Annotated in this window: 20 protein-coding genes; 15 read left to right on the forward strand and 5 right to left on the reverse strand. The window is 65.4% G+C overall.

Annotated elements, in window-relative coordinates:
• Nucleotides 1-7: 7 nt before the first annotated feature.
• The 3 genes from AC5FRW_RS17665 to AC5FRW_RS17675 form a co-directional block, all read right to left on the reverse strand.
• Nucleotides 8-2,599: an efflux RND transporter permease subunit gene (locus tag AC5FRW_RS17665; protein WP_493569778.1), complete on the reverse strand. Its 2,592-nt coding sequence runs from the start codon at nucleotides 2,597-2,599 to the stop codon at nucleotides 8-10.
• A 165-nt stretch (nucleotides 2,600-2,764) separates the two neighbouring features.
• A complete protein-coding gene (locus tag AC5FRW_RS17670; protein WP_493569779.1) occupies nucleotides 2,765-3,043 on the reverse strand; it encodes a DUF7521 family protein in 279 nt (92 codons plus the stop codon).
• Nucleotides 3,040-3,504 carry a helix-turn-helix domain-containing protein gene (locus tag AC5FRW_RS17675; RefSeq protein ID WP_493569780.1) on the reverse strand — a complete coding sequence of 155 codons (465 nt, stop codon included), beginning with the start codon at nucleotides 3,502-3,504 and terminating at the stop codon, nucleotides 3,040-3,042. The genes AC5FRW_RS17670 and AC5FRW_RS17675 overlap by 4 nt, the downstream gene beginning before the upstream one ends.
• A gap of 358 nt (nucleotides 3,505-3,862) precedes the next feature.
• Here AC5FRW_RS17675 and AC5FRW_RS17680 point away from each other — a divergent pair, with 358 nt between their 5' ends.
• From AC5FRW_RS17680 to AC5FRW_RS17735, 12 genes are all read left to right on the forward strand, one after another.
• The gene (locus AC5FRW_RS17680; RefSeq protein ID WP_493569781.1) at nucleotides 3,863-4,303 is read left to right on the forward strand and encodes a hypothetical protein; all 441 of its coding nucleotides are present in this window, start codon (nucleotides 3,863-3,865) and stop codon (nucleotides 4,301-4,303) included.
• Between the two features lie 64 nt (nucleotides 4,304-4,367).
• Complete coding sequence (locus AC5FRW_RS17685) at nucleotides 4,368-5,543, forward strand: GNAT family N-acetyltransferase (protein ID WP_493569782.1); 1,176 nt, start codon at nucleotides 4,368-4,370, stop codon at nucleotides 5,541-5,543.
• Between the two features lie 441 nt (nucleotides 5,544-5,984).
• Complete coding sequence (gene rimI / locus AC5FRW_RS17690; protein WP_493569783.1) at nucleotides 5,985-6,479, forward strand: ribosomal protein S18-alanine N-acetyltransferase; 495 nt, start codon at nucleotides 5,985-5,987, stop codon at nucleotides 6,477-6,479.
• Nucleotides 6,480-6,537: 58 nt separating this feature from the next.
• On the forward strand, nucleotides 6,538-6,960 hold the full coding sequence (locus AC5FRW_RS17695) for a DUF5810 domain-containing protein (protein ID WP_493569784.1): 423 nt from the start codon (nucleotides 6,538-6,540) through the stop codon (nucleotides 6,958-6,960).
• A gap of 23 nt (nucleotides 6,961-6,983) precedes the next feature.
• A complete protein-coding gene (locus AC5FRW_RS17700; protein ID WP_493569785.1) occupies nucleotides 6,984-7,397 on the forward strand; it encodes a DUF5809 family protein in 414 nt (137 codons plus the stop codon).
• Nucleotides 7,397-7,858, forward strand: a complete 462-nt coding sequence (locus AC5FRW_RS17705; RefSeq protein ID WP_493569786.1) for a hypothetical protein — start codon at nucleotides 7,397-7,399, stop codon at nucleotides 7,856-7,858. Before AC5FRW_RS17700 ends, AC5FRW_RS17705 begins: the two co-directional genes overlap by 1 nt.
• Nucleotides 7,855-8,397, forward strand: coding sequence for an NUDIX hydrolase (locus tag AC5FRW_RS17710; protein WP_493569787.1), 543 nt, complete (start codon nucleotides 7,855-7,857; stop codon nucleotides 8,395-8,397). The genes AC5FRW_RS17705 and AC5FRW_RS17710 overlap by 4 nt, the downstream gene beginning before the upstream one ends.
• Entirely contained in the window at nucleotides 8,394-8,951 is a 558-nt protein-coding gene (locus AC5FRW_RS17715) for an NUDIX hydrolase (protein WP_493569788.1), read from the forward strand. Before AC5FRW_RS17710 ends, AC5FRW_RS17715 begins: the two co-directional genes overlap by 4 nt.
• A gap of 134 nt (nucleotides 8,952-9,085) precedes the next feature.
• Nucleotides 9,086-9,454: a rhodanese-like domain-containing protein gene (locus AC5FRW_RS17720; protein ID WP_493569789.1), complete on the forward strand. Its 369-nt coding sequence runs from the start codon at nucleotides 9,086-9,088 to the stop codon at nucleotides 9,452-9,454.
• Between the two features lie 58 nt (nucleotides 9,455-9,512).
• Nucleotides 9,513-10,259: an MBL fold metallo-hydrolase gene (locus tag AC5FRW_RS17725; RefSeq protein ID WP_493569790.1), complete on the forward strand. Its 747-nt coding sequence runs from the start codon at nucleotides 9,513-9,515 to the stop codon at nucleotides 10,257-10,259.
• Nucleotides 10,260-10,440: 181 nt separating this feature from the next.
• Complete coding sequence (locus AC5FRW_RS17730; RefSeq protein WP_493569791.1) at nucleotides 10,441-10,821, forward strand: hypothetical protein; 381 nt, start codon at nucleotides 10,441-10,443, stop codon at nucleotides 10,819-10,821.
• The gene (locus AC5FRW_RS17735; protein ID WP_493569792.1) at nucleotides 10,818-11,387 is read left to right on the forward strand and encodes a hypothetical protein; all 570 of its coding nucleotides are present in this window, start codon (nucleotides 10,818-10,820) and stop codon (nucleotides 11,385-11,387) included. Before AC5FRW_RS17730 ends, AC5FRW_RS17735 begins: the two co-directional genes overlap by 4 nt.
• 33 nt (nucleotides 11,388-11,420) lie before the next feature.
• Here AC5FRW_RS17735 and AC5FRW_RS17740 read toward each other — a convergent pair whose 3' ends face one another.
• The gene (locus tag AC5FRW_RS17740; RefSeq protein WP_493569793.1) at nucleotides 11,421-11,921 is read right to left on the reverse strand and encodes an HVO_A0114 family putative DNA-binding protein; all 501 of its coding nucleotides are present in this window, start codon (nucleotides 11,919-11,921) and stop codon (nucleotides 11,421-11,423) included.
• 6 nt (nucleotides 11,922-11,927) lie between these two features.
• Nucleotides 11,928-12,224: a toxin-antitoxin system TumE family protein gene (locus AC5FRW_RS17745; protein WP_493569794.1), complete on the reverse strand. Its 297-nt coding sequence runs from the start codon at nucleotides 12,222-12,224 to the stop codon at nucleotides 11,928-11,930.
• A 437-nt stretch (nucleotides 12,225-12,661) separates the two neighbouring features.
• On the opposite strand from AC5FRW_RS17745, the gene AC5FRW_RS17750 reads away from it, so the two are divergent.
• The 3 genes from AC5FRW_RS17750 to pstA form a co-directional block, all read left to right on the forward strand.
• On the forward strand, nucleotides 12,662-13,840 hold the full coding sequence (locus AC5FRW_RS17750; RefSeq protein WP_493569795.1) for a PstS family phosphate ABC transporter substrate-binding protein: 1,179 nt from the start codon (nucleotides 12,662-12,664) through the stop codon (nucleotides 13,838-13,840).
• A gap of 39 nt (nucleotides 13,841-13,879) precedes the next feature.
• A complete protein-coding gene (gene pstC, locus AC5FRW_RS17755) occupies nucleotides 13,880-14,971 on the forward strand; it encodes a phosphate ABC transporter permease subunit PstC (protein ID WP_493569796.1) in 1,092 nt (363 codons plus the stop codon).
• The coding region (pstA, locus tag AC5FRW_RS17760; RefSeq protein WP_493569797.1) for a phosphate ABC transporter permease PstA at nucleotides 14,968-16,562 on the forward strand (1,595 nt) is incomplete at its 3' end. The genes pstC and pstA, both read left to right, overlap by 4 nt.

Below are 16,562 nucleotides of genomic sequence, written 5' to 3' on the forward strand. Positions count from 1 at the left end.
GACGCCGTCAGCGTCGCCGCCGGTCGAGCAGGCGCTCGCGAACGACGAGCAGGCTCGGTAACACGGTGACACAGCTCACGAACGCGAAGACGATGCTCAGCCCGGTGACGATCCCGAAGCGCTGGAGCGGCGGCGAGATCGCGAGAGCGAGGACGCCAAAGCCCACTGCCGTCGTCGTTGCGCTCCCGAGCAGTGCTCCGCCGGTCCCGGCCACGGCCGTCCGTAACGCCGTGTCGAGCGAGTCGTGTCGCTCGCGTTCGTCCACGAACCGTTCGGCGAGATGGATGCTGTAGTCGATCCCGAGACCGATGGCGAGGCTGGTGATGACGACCGTCTCGCTGTTGAACGGGATGTCGAGCAGCGCCATCGCGCCCAGCACCCACGCGAGCGCGACCAGGACCGGTGTGAGGGTCACGACGGCGAGGCCGGGCGTGCGCCGACGCCACCAGTACAGGCCGAGGAGGAAGAGAAGAATCACGCCCAGCGTGATCGCGAACCCCTGTACGAGCGTCTCGAACAGCGCCGTCTGGACGACGGCGGTGACGACCGGGCCGCCCGTCGCGATGGCAGTGACCGGTGCGGCCGCTTCGATCTCGGTGGCTACCTGTCGAACGTCGCCAGCGATCGACTGGGCCGACGAGTCGCTGTCGACGCCGACGATCGCCCGGGCCGACGCGTACGACCCACTGTCGGTGCGGAACAGCACGGCCGACGCCTGCGTCGGTGCGGTGCGATAGACGAGATCGTACACCGCCGTCACGTCCTCGTCGGGGAGTCCGTCGCCGTCCGTGTCCCGCGCTGCGATCGCGTCGGCGACCGTCTGGTTCCGGGCAGCGACGCCCCGGAGGACGGTCGCCGGACTCTGGACGGCGGCAGTGCCGTCGGCCCGCATCGAGATGGTTCCGTTCTGTGGGGCCGTGCTCGCGGCGTCGTCGGCCGCGTCGAGGAGTGCCGGATCAGTCACGTTCCCGCGTATCAGAATCTGGGCTTCGGACCCTTCTCCGCGCGTTCGGAAGGTGTCGCTCAGGTACGCGAGGTCTTCGCGGATGTCGTACTCGCCGGGCGCGATCGCTTCCGGGAGTGACGCCGTCCATTCGGGGGCGTCTTCCGGGAGAAAGTCGGCCCGGTTGAACTCCGTCTCCAGACCGGTCGCGCCGTACGCACCCGCGGAGGCGACCACCAGTCCGACGATCAGTACGACGATCGGCAGCCGATTCGAGAGCGTCGCGACGCCCGAGAGGACGGTGCCGACCGGTCCCGTCCCGACACCGAAGGCGGCCTGCCGTCGGTCTCGGCCGCGACCGGCGAGGAACCGTTCGAGTTCGAGTTTGACGGCCGGCACTAGTCCGGCGAAGACGACGAACATCGCGACGATCCCGGCGGCGCTCAGGAGCGCGAAGTCCCGGATCGAGGCCAGCGGGCTGACGTAGTTCGAGAAGAACCCGATGCCGGTCGTGAAGGTGGCGGCTGCCAGCGCGACGACGACGCCGCTCATCCCCGATCGCATGGCAGCGGTCGGTGAGTGTTCATCATCGGTCCCTGTGTCGTCGTCGCGTGTGCCCGTCCGGGCCTCGCGATAGCGCATGATGACGTGCAGCGAGTAGTCGACACTCAGCCCGACGAGCAGGAAGGGGACGGCGATGAGGATCGAACTGGACGGGATACCGAGCCAGCCCTGAATGCCTTGCAGCCACACCAGGACCACGCCGATGCCGAACACGCTGACGAGCACGTCGACCGGATCGCGGTAGGTGATCCCGAGGACCAACAGGAGGGCGACCAGTGCGACGGGTGCGACGAGGCGGAAGCTATCGCCGATGGCCCGCCCCGAGGCGTCGTCGACGATCCCCTGTCCGAAGACGAACGCGTCGTCGAAGCGGTCGTCGACGAGTGACGCGATAGCGACTTGCGCGTCGTAGGCGGCTTCCGGCGTCTCGCTCGCGCCATCGGACTCGGCGGTCTGGAAGACGAGCGTGAGTCTGGCGTCGGCGCGCGTCGTCCCCGGTTCGTACTCCGACGGGAGGAACGCGGCCGGATCGCGGCCGGGCGTGGGCACGGCCGGGTCGAGCACTCGCGCGACGAGCGCCTCGACTTCCGCGGGCGAACGTGCTTCGAGTGCTGCGATCTGCTCGTCGAGCGTCGGCGCTGGGGACTGTTCCCATCGACCGCTCGCCGTCGAGTCGTGGCTGCCGTCCTGTGCCGCTCGATCCTGTCGGACGGCCGCCTGCCCGACGACGTTTTCCAGCCCGACCATCCCCGATTCCGGCCGAAGCGCCGCTTCGATGGCGTCGTCCCGAACGATCGACCGCTGGAGGCGGAGGCTTGCAAGCAGCGATTCGCGGGTGAGAACGTCACCGCCCTTGTCTCTGACGACGATCTGGGTGACCATCGCGTCGTCGGTCCCGTACGTCGCCCCGATCTCGTCGAGTGCCGCCTGTTCCTCGGAGTCGATGCCCGCCTGTCCGATCGCGCCGTCGGTGCTGGTGCCGACGACCGCGCCGGCACCGACCAGCACCGTCAGCACGAGGACCAGTCCGATCACGAGCTTTCGCCGAGCGACGAGTGCGGCCGCGTACCGCTGTGGCAGCGTTCGACTCACGGCCAGTCACCGCCGCTGTCTGCTGGGCGACGTTCGGTGGCGAGTCGACGAGTTCGCGCTGTGGAACCGTTCATTACCACAGTCTCCGCGGTACAGTGATAAGGAAGAGTGGAGGCGTCCCACGACGTGGGAGAACCGCGAGCGCCGGCCATCCCGCCGATATACTCAGTACCCGTAGAGACCGTAGATCATCACGAGAAAGCCCGCACAGACGATGAGGCTCTCGAACAACATTCCTTGCACGCTCGGGATTCCGAGCAGGTGATGGAACACGCCGACCAGAAACGTCCCGATCGTGATGACCAGCAGGCCGATCGCGAAGTACTGAAGCCCCTCGATCTGGGTACGCTGGTAGGCCCGATAGGCGAGCAGCGAGACGACGCCACCGAGGACGAGAGCGGCGATCTTGACGACCCCGAGGACGACGACGAGATCGGGGATCATGACTCCTTCCTCATCTCCGACCAGAACGTCGCCATCCGGTCTTCCGGATCGTCCGGTTCTCTTTCGGGTCGATCGATCGCGACGCGAAACGTTTCCTCGTCGTCGATACTGATCGAGATGTCGGTAAAATCACGCTCGTACAGTGTCGCGTTCGGCCCGTCCCGGCGGACTTCGGTGTACTCCCTGACGAGGGCCGACTCCCGGAGCTGTTCGAGCTTTCGGTACACCGTCGAACTCGCGAGCTCACACTCGCCCTGTAGTTCGGTCGCGGACTTTGGCTCGTGGAGTGCCGCCAGCACCGCTCTGCACTTCTCGTCGTCGAGCGATGCAAGCACCGCTGATACGGGCGGCTCGTCGGTCTTCTCGTCGTCATTTCGAGCCATTTCTGTGGCCGTGTCCGGTGTGTGTGTCCATCTCGGTATCAGCGAGAGGCGGTTCTGGATGCCGTATTCGTCTGCCATGGTGTCGTACTCGTGGTTCGCCCAGCGCCAGCGGTCCCAGTCGACTGTTTCCGTGTTGTTCCCATGCTCGTATAGGGATATCGGGTGTTCCCAGATCGCTGGACTAGCAGGTGCTTTGACAGCCGGCCTGTCAACCGGGCCACTCGTCGCCCGACGCCGCGCCGTCGAGAGGCAGTCCCACGTTCTGGGACGCTTCCGCCGTTGTTTACTCCGACGTGTCGTCGGTGTCGGTGACGATGACACCTGCAGCGATCACCCGCGACCGATCCGCTCGAACACGTACCGCCTTCTCTCGCACTGCCGTCCGCCTGCCGGACGTGGCTTCGCGGCACTCGACACCGCGACTGGAGGGGCTGTGATGGTGTCGTCGCTCGACGCGGTCCTCGCCGTCCATACGATCTTCGCGGCGCTGTGGACCGGCGGCACGCTCGTCCTCGCCGGTGCCGTGCTGCCGGCAGCCCGCAACGAGTGGCTCTCGACGCAGGCACTCTCCTTTATCACCCGCCGGTTTCGGTCGCTGACGATCGTCTCCGTCCTCGCGTTGCTGTTTACCGGCGGGCACCTCGCCGGGACGTTGTACACGGCCGAGCGACTCCAGTCGACCGGGCGCGGCCACCTCGTCCTGGCGATGGTCGGCCTGTGGCTGCTCCTCGCTGTCGTCCTCGCCGGTGGCTTCCGCCAGCTCGTCGGGCTGCCAGCGGACGGGTCGGCGACACGGGCCGCGACGAACGCCCGCCCGTGGTTTCTGGCCGGGAGCCTCGCGTCGCTCGCGCTCTTGCTCCTCGCCGGGCTTCTCTAGACTCGCTCGCTTTCCGGCGTCTCTCCGCCCGAATCTTGATACGCTCGCCCACGAGAATCGACGTATGGGAACGTTCCGACCGATCACCGAGGACGAGCGGGCACGCCACCAGCAGATCAAAGATCACGTCTGGGGCGAGGGTGGCGTCCCCGACTACGATGGCGACGACGTGCCCGACGAACTGGGCGAGCGGTGGGCCTACGTCGTCGACGGACAGTTCCGGTCGATCTGTACGCTCATGGAGATCGACGTTCGCCTCGTCGACGAGTGGCGACCCGTCGGCGGCGTCCGTGGGTTCGTCACGCCGCCGGAGGCACGCGGACAGGGCTTTGGACGGCGACTCCTCCGGGCGGCCCTCACCGAGTTTGCCGACCGTGGCCTGCCCTACGCGCTCCTGTGGCCCGCGTCGATCGCGTACTATCGCCGCCACGGCTGGGGTCTCGTCGATTCGCACACCGAGTACGCGTTTCCACCGGACACGATGGGCGACCCCAGCGTCGCTGGGTCGTTCGAGCGTGTGGGCGCCGCCGACATCGACCGACTCGACGCCGTCTGGGCCGACTACGCTAGCCAGTACGAACTGGCCCTTCGGCGCACTCCCGAGTGGTGGCGCGAGCGCGTCCTCACCGACCGGTGGGCCTACTGTTTTACGCCCGAGGGGGCCGACGAACCGGACGGGTACGTCGTCTACACGCTCGACCGGGACGCCGATGTCATGCAGGTCGCGGAACTGGTCGCCCGGACCGAGACCGCTCGCCAGCAGTTGCTCGCCTTCCTCGACCGGCACGAACCACAGGCCGACAGGGTCGAGTGGACCTGTCCCGACGAGCGTCGGCTACTCTTCGAGGCCGCCGATCCCGACGCCGTCGAGCTATCGACCGTCCCCGGCGCGAGCGGGCGCATCGTCGACGTGGTCGCTGCGATCGAGGCGCTGCCGATCGATCGGGCACCGACCGACACCGTCACCATCGCGGTGTCCGACCCGCTGATCCCCGACAACGATGGCCTGTTTCGGGTCGAGACCGATCTCACCTGTACGCCCCTCGACGATGCCGGCACCGAGAGTGGTTCCGGGGCGGGGCTGGCGGTCGACGTTGCCGTCCTGTCACAACTGTACGTGGGAACGAGTTCGATCCAGACAGCCGCCGAGCGCGCCCGTCTCGATGCGACGGCCGACGCAGTCGCTGCACTCGAATCGACGTTCCCGGCGCGTGACGTGTTCGTGACGGACTTCTTCTGAGACTCTCGGCTACCTTCGAGGTCTGGGTGACGCCCAGGTCGAGACACGCTTCGAACGTACTGTCACACTATCGGCTCACTCTGTGACCGATTTTGTCACTATCGAGGGCGGCGAATCCGGTCACGAAGCGACGGCTGGTGGTCTCTATCGTCCCACCGCGAAAACGAAAGTGGGGTGGGATGGTTGGGGGGATGTGGGGGTAGCACCCAGTGGGTGCGATTAGTCTTAAGCGGATGATAGGTAAGAATCTTTTGGCCTGCCGGGGTGAGTGTGTCCCGTTCACAGGATAGAACATGTTGTGTAATTAATTATCGTAGTTTCAGGGGAAACAGCACTTTGCTGCCACTTGCGTTCGTCACTGCTGGCGCGCGCACGGCCGTTGTACGCCCGAATGTCCGCCGGGCCGTCATCCATTAGTAAACCCACTTCGTAGTTGAGAGAGTGACGACTGTCCCGGCCAGCGACACGGAACCGCCGACCGTTCGGCCTGCGACCCGTTCGGACCTGCTGGCGATCCACCGGATCGAGAAGGCCTCGTTCCCCCAGCCCTGGCCTTTCTCGGCGTTCGAGAGCTACGTCGGCGAACCGGGCTTTCTGGTCGCGGTTGCGGACGACGACAGCGACGTGTCGGTCCTGCTTGGCTACGTCGTCGCCGACACGATTCCCAACCACGGGACGCCGCTGGGCCACATCAAAGACATCGCCGTCGCGCCGGATTATCGAGGTGACGGCGTCGGCCGCACACTGCTGGCTCAGGCCGTCGACGTGCTCGAAGATGCCGGTACTGGCTCGATCAAACTCGAAGTGCGTATCACCAACGAAGTCGCCATCTCGCTGTATCGTGACTTCGAGTTCGAACACCAGCGAACGATCCCCAACTACTACGGGAACGGCGAGGACGCGCTGGTGATGATTCGGGCACTCGACAGCGAGTGAGGGGAGCACTGGCGGCGAATCTGTAACGCCTATCCGTTTTCGGGCCATCTTCTCTCCTATGGGCTATGCCTGTCCCGTCTGTGAGACCCCGCAGGCCGACGCCGGTCATCTGGCGAACCATCTCGCGTTCACCGCGATCACCGGTGGCGACGACCACGCCGAGTGGCTCGACGAACACGTCCCCGGCTGGGGGCAACACGGCGAATCCGAACTGGCCGAGGCGGTCGTCGAACTCGCCGAGGAGACCGACTTTCCGCAGGTGTTCGAGGAGAGCGGTGTTCACCGACACGACCACGGCAAACACCAGCACGAGGGCGCACACGATCACGGCGTCGACACCCAGCAGGCCCGCGCTCGGGGGAGTGGCTCGCTCGACGACGAGGCCGAATCGATCCTGCGCGAGGCCCGCGAACTGACCGAGTCGATGCGCGACGGCGAGCCAGCAGACGAGGGAGAGACGAGCGACAACGAAACCGAGTAGTTTCCGAGCGACCAAGCGACGGTATGCACACCGAGGGGACGTTGTTGCCCGACACCGTCGAGGAAGCCAGCGACCGCTACGAGGCACTGGGATCGACCGCACAAGTGGTCGTCAAGGCCGTCGCGAAGTCGATGGATTTCGACCGCGAGGAGTACGGCGAACGCGTCACCAGCGATGTCGTCGAGACGGCCCGTGAAGCCATGTTCGGCGAGGAGTTACAGGTCACCGTCGGCACGCGCGCGGAGTTCGAGGCGTGGCGCGAGTCGGCCGACACCGCCGTCGAGGTCCTCGGTGCCGACAACGTCGATGGCGTCGTCTGGCACGCCCCGCCCTTCGCCGAGCAGGCGCTGGCCGCGACGTTTCAGAACGAGGAAGACGCCGCCGTCGCCACCCTGCGCCGACAGGCGGTCGCCCGCATCTACGAGGACGTGGTGTGATGCGGGCGGTCACTCGCAATCTCCTGCTCGGTATCGCTGTCGTCCTCGTGCTCTTTCTCGCACTCGGCGCAGTGCCGTCCTTGCTCAAGAGCGGCGATCCCTACTACGTCAGTGCCACTCCCATCGAGACGGTGAACGGCTCGAACGCGACGGCCACGACCGACCGGAACGTGACCGTCACGACCGGGCCGAACGCGACGGCGGTCAACGCCAGTCTGCTCTCGGCCCAGACCCACCCGTTCACGACGGGTGCGCTCGCCGACGCCGGCCCGAACCGGACCGGCTACTCTGACCCCTACTGGAAAGGGCCGTTGGGACTCAAGGGCGCGTTCACCCACTCGCCGTTCGACGAACTGTCGTCGATGCGTCAGCGCACGCCGACCGCCGCCGACGGCGAGGCGGTCAGACTGCTCGACAACGACACGCTTTATCGCGTCGGCGTGACACAGGAGCGACCATGAGCCCCGACCGGACCCACGAGTGGCCCGTCATCGAATCGAAAGTCGAGTACGAGACCGGCTGGTACACCGGCGGCTACGACCGCGTCGAGCAACCCAACGGCACGGAAAAGGACTACTACTGGGCCGAACTGCCCGACGCCGTGGTCGTCGTCGCCCGGACCGACGACGAACTCCTCTTGGTCGATCAGTACCGCCCGACGATCCGCGAGCAGTGTCTGGAACTGCCCGCCGGCATCGTCGAAGACGGCGAGTCCTACACCGAGGCCGGCCGGCGCGAACTGCGCGAGGAGACCGGCTTCGAGGCCGCCGGCGTCTCGCTGCTGGAGGACTTCTCGTGTTCGACGGGCGTGCTCAAACACCGCCGTGGCATCGTCTTCGCCGAGGGACTCGAACCGGTCGACCAGAATCTCGACGACAACGAGTTCCTCACCGTCACGACCGTTCCCATCGAAGACGCACTCGACGTGGCCCGCTCCGAACCTGCCAACGACGCCACCATCGAGGGCATTCTGCTCGCACGGGCCGAGGGCCTGCTGTGAGTGACGACACCCGGACGGTCGACGAGACCGACGACTGGCCGGTCCACGACCGTGTCGTCGTCTGGCAGAACGACTTCTTCGATGCGGGCTACGACGTGGTCGAGCGACCGGACGGTCAGCACGCGAACTACTACTGGATCGACCCTGCCGACGTGACCGTCGTCGTCCCAGTGATCGACGACGAGGTCGTCCTCGTGGAGACGTACTCGCCACAGCTCGAAGGGACCTCGCTTGCCTGTCCGGCGGGTCGCATCGAACCCGACGAACGACCGCGCGACGCAGCGGTCAGGGAACTCCGCGAGGAGACCGGCTACCGCGCCGGGGAGCTGACCGAGATCGAGCAGTTCCGTGCGGAGGCCTGGGTACGGGCGGACTGCACTGCCTACCTCGCGACCGATCTCGAACCGGGCGACCCGGACCGCGACGACGGCGAGTACCTGACTGTCGAACGCGTCCCGGTCGACGACGCCATCGACGCGATCCGTGCCTCGCCGGTCGTCCACGGCGTCCAGTTCCTCCCGTTGCTGCTCGCCCGCGAGGACGGACTGCTCTGATACGGATTGTTGTCGCCGTTTACCCGGTCGACCGCACGCAGTCGTGCGGTCGATCCGGTACAGATCTACACCAATCCGTATGACCGTCGCCGAGACCGTGAGGCGTATACTGCTCGGGCCCCCAGCAGGCGATGATGGACGGCGAAATCGACCACGAGGAACTGGCGTCGATTCTGGACGACGGCGACGAGGCTCGTGTCGTGGACATCCGGTCACCCCGGTCGTACGAGCGCGGGCACATCCCCGGCAGCGAGAACGTCCCGCTCCAACAACTCGTCGACGATATCGAGCGGTTCGAGGGCGACGAGCGGGTGATCACGGTCTGTCCCCACGGCAAATCCAGCGTGCAGGCTGCCCGTCTGATCGCCTCCTACGAGGGGTTCGACGGGCGCGTCGAGAGTTTCGCACCCGGGCTGTCCGGGTGGGACGGCCCGGTCGAGAGCGGTGGCGTCGCCCAGAGCGACGCGGCTCCCGCGGACGAGGGACCCGACGCACCGTTCTGATCTCCTCGCTCGCCAGCGAACAGCCGACTTATGTGGCTGTATCACCCTCCTTCTGGTAATGACTGTCCACCACGAGGGTCTCACCGTCGAGTGGCTCGGCTACGCCACCATTCGCCTCGCCGGTGACGAGACGACGGTGTACTTCGATCCGGGCCGCTACGGCGTCCTCTCGGGCGAGTGGGACCCCGACGACGAGGACCTGCGCCATCCGCCGGGGCAAGATTACCGCGCTCAGGACGGCGACCTCGTTTGCGTGAGCCACGTCCACCACTACGACCCCGATGGCATCGACCGCGTCGCGAACGCGGACGCGACGGTCGTCGTCTACGAGACAATCGACGAGCAGGCCCGCGAGCGCGGCCTCCTGCCGCCCTCGGAGCTTCCATACGAGGTCCGCAGCGTCGACGACAGCGCCGCGATCACCGTCGGCGACGTAGCACTGTGGTCGACGCCGGCGTACAACGAAGCCGACGGTCCCCACACTCGCCCCGACGGCACGCCCTACCACCCAGAAGGCTTTGGCTGTGGCTTCCTCGCCGAGGTCGAGGGGACCCGTGCCTTCTGGCCGGGCGACACGGACGTGCTGCCGGGCCATCGATCGATCGACGTGTCGCTCTTTTGCCCGCCGATCGGCCAGCGTTTTACGATGGACCGCCACGAGGCCGCCACGCTCGCGGCGACCATCGAACCGAACCTCGTGCTCCCCGTCCACTACAACACCTTTTCGACGCTCTCGACGGACTCTCGGGCCTTCGCAGCCGATGTGGCCGCCGCTGGCGTGCCTGTCGTCCTCGACGAACAGTAAGGGTGGCTCGGGAAAATCCCTCGTCACACGGGGCTCGGTGGGGGTAACTGCTCGTCACTGCCACCATCCACCCGTAGCCCGCCACGGGTGAAAAACTCGTTTATCGGTGACGGCTCTGTGTGCAAGACTTGTGCAGACCGACGCAACCCTTTTCAATTCGTGTGCAGAATATGCACATAGCATGAGCGCGAGTGACGATCCTCGACGAGTCCACTTCCAGTCGCCCGAGTCCCTCGTCGAGCAACTCGACGCCATCGCGGATCTGTTCGGCACGGACCGGACCGACCTGCTCGTCGAAGCGATCCGCGAGTACATCGACGAGACCGCCCACAGCGACCAGTTTCAGGAACTCGTCGCCGAACGGTACTACGACGACGAACTGGCGTTCGAGACGGTCAAGCGGCTCGTCGACCCCGAGACCGCCCAGCGGTTTCGGCTCCTCAAAGCCGACCTCGACGGGGAGCCGTACGACCTCGCTGAGCCCGAAGACACCGACATCTACGACGGTGAGCGGCGGTCCGTGAAGCCCGACATGGCCGACGAGTCGACAGACGAGCGATGAGTGGCCGGCCACGCCTGCGGACGGTCGTCGCGGACACGAGCGCGCTCGTCAGCCTCGCCGTCCCCAGCGCCGACGAGACGTACGACACAGCGACGGAGCCGGACCCGCTCCAGTACGTGCTGACCTCGTGTGAGGTTTCGATCCCGCCGTCGGTCGTCACCGAACTGCGGGAGATCGCTCAGTACAGCGACATCCACGCGGCGGCTCACAACGTCCTCGCGGCGCGATCCCACTACGATGTCGACGATCCGTATGAGCGCTCAGAGACACCGGAGTCACGCCCCACGTTCGGACTCGACGACGGCGAGACGGACGAGATCGTCCTCGCGAACGCGATCGACGCCGACGGCTTCCTCACGGACGAGTTCGGCGGGAACAACTTCGCGCTCGTCCACGCCGCGCTGGCCGGGCCGCGGATCGTCCCGACGCCTCGCTTGCTCTGTGACTACGCGCGGGACGGCCACATGAGCGCCGAGGAGGCACGCGCGCTAATTCGGACGATCAGTCCGCACCGAAGCTGGGGCGACAGCCCCTACGTCGCGCAGTTGCTCGATCAGCTCGGCTAATGCAGACTCTTTGATGTGAGTACCGGTGCTCCCTCACGCGCGAGCGATGTCGTCGGAACCTGACGGCGTCGAAATCTCTAGGGTCACCTCGATCGTCTCGTAGGGCACGAACGGGCGTTTGGCTCGGCCGGCCTGTTCGAAGTGGACGATGTCGTACTCGCCGAGCACCTGCAGGTCGTCGTGAACCGTCTTGACATCGCGGTCGACGCGGTCGGCGAGCTGGCGGATACTCTCCGGTCGTTCGGCCATGATACTCCGGAGGAGTTCGACTCGCCGGTCGGTGAGCAGAGCCCGCAGGTCACTCGGGTTTTCGAAGTTGATGACGTGCGGGACATCCTCGCCCGCCTCCCAGCGGTCCAGTCGGTCGAGGGCATTCCGACGATGCGATTCGTCGGGCTCGGACGTTATCCGGAGCACCGACGGGTAGTCCGCCGGGTCGACATCGGCGAGAAAGTCGGCGGTCGCCTCGCTGTCGTCCATCGCTATCGATTCGGTTTCGGGGTCGTAGGTCGTGTCAGTGGGTTCTTCAGTCATATGGTGTCACCTCTCGCGGCGGGCGTCCATCTCGTCGTAGAACCGCCGGACGTGCTCTCTGAGACTCGTGAATTCGATGTCGTCGACGCCCTCGGGCGTGTGGTAGTGGTGTCGCCCGACGCCGGGATGGTCGGGAAAGTTGTCGAACCGCAGGACGGTTCGACCGTCTTCGTCCATATACTGGAATCGATATTTGATCCCCTCCGGGTAGTCCTCGCTCGTCGGGATCTCGGTCGCGATCATCTCGTACCGCGTCCCGTCGTCGAACGTCCCGGAGTCCTCGTAGACGACCGTCGCTCCCATTCGTGCGACCTATGTTGGTGTATGGGGCCAACGAACTTAACCGTTATCGTTGGTGCTAGACACCAACACTCGAACGCTGATCAATAGGTAGTGGCAGTACTGCAAACTGTCGCGGTGCTATTTGGATTTCGGTCCGAAAATACCAATACTGGGCCGAGTATCTGCGCGCGTCCGACTACTACTCGGAGAACTCTATTAATAGAAACTGGGCCTCGGTGGGGGTAACTGCTCGTCACTGCCACCTGCTGATAGCAGCGCGTGTGTGCTAAAAGGAGCGTCGGTCTGGCGTCACCGTGGGCCGCCCGAGCGACCGCAGTACAGTCGGATATATAGTTCTATAGGGGACACCCCACAGATCGGTACTGAAATAGACCGGACATACTACCCAGTACCCCTATTATAAACGAGTTTAGTACTACCCCGGCCCCTTTCTGGTGATGACACGCGAGTCAGCGCGACTATCGGATTTGGTATCGCGGCGGAAATTCATCGCAACGACCAGTGGTGCGAGCGTCGCAGCGATCGCTGGCTGTACGAGCCAGTCGGACGGCGGTTCCAGTGACGGTAGTTCGGGCGACAGCTCCGGTGACAGTTCCGGTGACAGTTCCGGCGACGAATCCGGTAACAGTGGTTCGAGCCAGGACACCGCGACCGAGGCAAGCGGCATGGACACGAGCGTCCTGACGGGCGACGGCTCCTCGACCGTGTTCCCGATCACGAACACGGCCTCCAGCTATTGGAACTCCAACCCCGAGGCCGGCGACGAAGACTACTGGCCCTCCGAGTGGGCCGAGGAGTACGGCACCGACATGCGTCTGGCCGACTACTTCGGCTCTCAGTACGGCTACGAGACGACCGGTGAACGCTCCAGCCCGCCGTTCCGTGTCTCGATTGCTCTGTCCCACTCCGGGACCGGTATCGAGGGCGTCATGGAGGGTCGCGTCGACATCGGTGACGCCAGTTCCTCGGCCAAGTCCGAACTCGGCGAAGATGCAGAGGGTCTCGATGGCTTCGTCGACCACGTCGTCGGCGTCGACGGCCAGCCCATCGTCGTCAGCCCCGAGATCGCAGAGGCCGGCGTCGAGAAGATCACGCTCGACGAACTGAAGCAGATCTACAAGGGCGAACTCACCAACTGGAGTGAGGTCGGCGGGCCGGATCGGGACATCCTCGCGCTCGGTCGCGCCGAAGGCTCCGGGACCGACACCGCGTTCCGTAACAACGTCTACGGCGATCCCGAAGCGCCGATCAGCCCCGATCAGCGCTACGGCCAGAACCAGCAGCTTCAGCAGGCAGTCGGCCAGGCCAACAACGCCATCGCCTACATCGCACTCGCCTTCGTCGACGAGGAGGGTGGCACGCCGACGATCGGTCTCGAAATCGACGGCACCCTCTACGAGTACGGCAAGAACCTCGGCGCGCAGGACTACCCCCTCTCGCGTGACCTGCACGCCTACACCTACGAGGACACCTCCCGGAAGGAAGCGGCCTTCCTCAACTTCTGTCTGAGCGACTTCGGACAGGAGATCTTCGTCGCCGGGAACAACTACTTCAAGCTCCCCGCCGACCGCCTCGAAACCCAGCGTGAGAAGGTCGCCGCCTCGAAGTACGAATAACCCTCCGCTCTGACTGCCGTTTTCCGTATACGACAACCAATGCTACAACTGTTCCAACCACAGGCGCTGACACAGCGCGCACGCGACTATCGGTCCCGGACAGAGGACGGCGCGATTTTGATGCACGGACTGGTAGCGGTCTGGATCGTACTGTCGTTCGTCCTGTTTTTCACTGGCTCCCAGTGGACGATCCTGCCAGTGTTTGGCTTCCTCGCGACCGCCGGCTACGGCTGGGTTCGCTACCAGGCCGAAGCCGCGAAGGGAATGACGTTTTTGATGACGATCATCACTGTCGCCATCCTCGCGCTCATCATCTCGTTCCTCCTGTTGCGCGCGTTCCCCGTCTTCCAACAGATGGGCCTGGACATCCTGTTCAAGACTCAGCCAGCTGACGGTCTCTGGGGTGGGCAGGGCGGCGAAGTGTGGTCGCTCGCGCCGATGATGGCCGGGACCGCCGTCACGACCGTCATCGCGACGATCATCGCCGCACCGCTGGGCGTCGCCGGTGCGATCTTCATCTCGGAGATGGCCCCGACACGCGTGCGCGAAGTCGTCAAGCCCGGCATCGAGCTGATGGCCGGCATTCCCTCGATCACCTACGGTTTCATCGGCCTGACGATCGTCAATCAGTACTTCTATCTCGAATTCAACACGCCGACGATCGGCAACTACCTCGCGGCCGGCATCATGATCGGCATCATGGCCTTGCCGACGATCGTCACCGTCGCCGAGGACGCCCTCTCGACCGTTCCAGAGGCCATGAAAAGCGGCTCGCTCGCTATGGGGTCGACCGAGTGGCAGACCACCAAGTCAGTCACCATCCCCGCCGCGCTCTCGGGTATCTCTGCGGGGATCTTGCTCGGCATCGGCCGGGCGATGGGCGAGACCATGGCTGCGACGGTGATGCTCTCTCACACGAAGGGGTTCCCGACGCCGGTCTTCGACGTGTTCTCGAACTTCGGCGAAACCCTGACCACCGTCATCGCCTTCGAGGGCGGGAATGCCAGTGGGTTGCAGATGAGCGCGCTGTTTGCCGGTGGTGTCGTCCTCTTTTTCATGGTGATGGTGCTGTCGATCAGTTCCCAGTTCGTCGAATGGCGCATGGAGCAGAAACTCCGAGGTGAACAATGAGTAACGTCTCTCGAACTGCCTTACACAGCGGCGAATCGACGACGAGCGAACTGGCGGCCTACGGCGTGCTCGGAGTAAGCTTCGCCGCGTTCGTCGCGTCGTGGGCGCTGATCTTCCAGTGGATCGACCATGCAGCCACCGTCGCCGGCCTGTCGGTGCTGGCCCTGCTGGGCGTTGCACTGATCGTCGCTGCCGGTGGGCTGGTCGCCATCGGCGTCGCTTCCCGACTGGACGCGCTCGACACTACCCCCTCACAGACCGCCGGGTTCACTGTCGGTGTCGTCTTCGGCTTGCTGTGGTCTGGTCTCGGGGCCGTGCTCGCGACCACGCTCTTTGGCGCGGGCACGCTCCTGTGGGTGCCTGCGGCACTCCTGTTTGGCGCGGCAGGGAGCCTCGCCGGCATACTCCCACGCGAGGACATCGGCTCGACCGTGCCGGTCAGTCTCGTGCTGGCGTTGCTGGGCGGCGTGATCGCGCTGGGCCAGCTCGACGCTGGATTGACGTGGGACCCCGCCTGGACGGCGGCGTCGTTCCCCGGCAGCGAACTGGTGCCCATCGTCGTGATCTTCGGTTCGCTGCTGGCTGTCTGGAGCGGGGCCAAGGCCAAGGAAGGATTCGGCGCGCAGGGCCGCGAGGCGGGCGCGTTCGCGCTGATCGGCACCGTCGTCTTCGGGATGCTCGCCGTCCTCTTACTGTTGATCGGTTTCATCGTCGTCAACGGACTGGAGACGATGCTCACCGGCGCAGCCCTCGCTGGTGGCGAACTGACCCTCCCGCTGGTCGGTATTACGATCCCGTGGGTGAGCTTCCCGTTCCTGACGAACGTTACGGGCGGGCTGTTCGTCGAGATTCCGGGCGTCCTCCCGGCGACGCTTGGCACGCTCTGGCTCGTCTTCGGCGCCGTCCTCTTCGCGGTCCCGCTGGGCGTCGGCGCGGCTGTGTTCCTCACCGAGTACGCCGAACGCGGGCGCTTCACGCAGGTCGTCGAGGTGGCGACCAACGGCCTGTGGTCGACCCCGAGCATCGTCTTCGGCCTGTTCGGGCTGGCCTTCCTCGTGCCACGGATCAGCGGCGGGAACTCGATCATCGTCGGCCAGCTCGTGCTCGGGTTCATGCTCCTGCCGCTCGTCTTGATTACGAGCCGAGAGGCGATTCTGGCCGTCCCCGACGAATATCGCGACGCGAGCGCGGCGCTTGGCGTGACGAAGTGGCAGACGATCCGGTCGGTGGTGGTGCCGGCGGCGATGCCCGGCACGATCACGGGCGTGATCCTGGGCGTCGGTCGGATCGCCGGTGAGACCGCCCCGCTCTTGCTCGTGTTCGGTGGCGCGCCCTACCCGAGCAACACGCCGAACGTGCTGGGATCGTTCCAGCTGACGCCGAATCCACCGTTTATCACCAACGAGGCGCTGCTGTCGCCGGCCAGCGCGCTGCCCTACCAACTCTATTCGACGATCACCGCCGGCGTGTTCCCCAAGGATATCTTCACGAACCAGGAGTTCGGCTGGGGGACCGCGCTCGTACTCTTGCTGGTGGTGATCGCGCTGTACGCCATCGGCGTCGGCAGCAGACTGTACTTCAGGAGGAAACT

Source organism: Halomicrobium sp. HArcht3-1, from assembly GCF_058933345.1.

Coding starts and splice junctions, on each gene's coding strand:
- AC5FRW_RS17750 (WP_493569795.1), top strand. CDS start 12,662: ATGACACGCGAGTCAGCGCGACTATCGGATTTGGTATCGCGGCGGAAA.
- AC5FRW_RS17730 (WP_493569791.1), top strand. CDS start 10,441: ATGAGCGCGAGTGACGATCCTCGACGAGTCCACTTCCAGTCGCCCGAG.
- AC5FRW_RS17735 (WP_493569792.1), top strand. CDS start 10,818: ATGAGTGGCCGGCCACGCCTGCGGACGGTCGTCGCGGACACGAGCGCG.
- AC5FRW_RS17720 (WP_493569789.1), top strand. CDS start 9,086: ATGGACGGCGAAATCGACCACGAGGAACTGGCGTCGATTCTGGACGAC.
- AC5FRW_RS17695 (WP_493569784.1), top strand. CDS start 6,538: ATGGGCTATGCCTGTCCCGTCTGTGAGACCCCGCAGGCCGACGCCGGT.
- AC5FRW_RS17675 (WP_493569780.1), bottom strand. CDS start 3,504: ATGGCAGACGAATACGGCATCCAGAACCGCCTCTCGCTGATACCGAGA.
- AC5FRW_RS17680 (WP_493569781.1), top strand. CDS start 3,863: ATGGTGTCGTCGCTCGACGCGGTCCTCGCCGTCCATACGATCTTCGCG.
- pstC (WP_493569796.1), top strand. CDS start 13,880: ATGCTACAACTGTTCCAACCACAGGCGCTGACACAGCGCGCACGCGAC.
- AC5FRW_RS17725 (WP_493569790.1), top strand. CDS start 9,513: ATGACTGTCCACCACGAGGGTCTCACCGTCGAGTGGCTCGGCTACGCC.
- AC5FRW_RS17670 (WP_493569779.1), bottom strand. CDS start 3,043: ATGATCCCCGATCTCGTCGTCGTCCTCGGGGTCGTCAAGATCGCCGCT.
- AC5FRW_RS17700 (WP_493569785.1), top strand. CDS start 6,984: ATGCACACCGAGGGGACGTTGTTGCCCGACACCGTCGAGGAAGCCAGC.
- AC5FRW_RS17685 (WP_493569782.1), top strand. CDS start 4,368: ATGGGAACGTTCCGACCGATCACCGAGGACGAGCGGGCACGCCACCAG.
- AC5FRW_RS17745 (WP_493569794.1), bottom strand. CDS start 12,224: ATGGGAGCGACGGTCGTCTACGAGGACTCCGGGACGTTCGACGACGGG.
- AC5FRW_RS17710 (WP_493569787.1), top strand. CDS start 7,855: ATGAGCCCCGACCGGACCCACGAGTGGCCCGTCATCGAATCGAAAGTC.
- AC5FRW_RS17705 (WP_493569786.1), top strand. CDS start 7,397: ATGCGGGCGGTCACTCGCAATCTCCTGCTCGGTATCGCTGTCGTCCTC.
- AC5FRW_RS17740 (WP_493569793.1), bottom strand. CDS start 11,921: ATGACTGAAGAACCCACTGACACGACCTACGACCCCGAAACCGAATCG.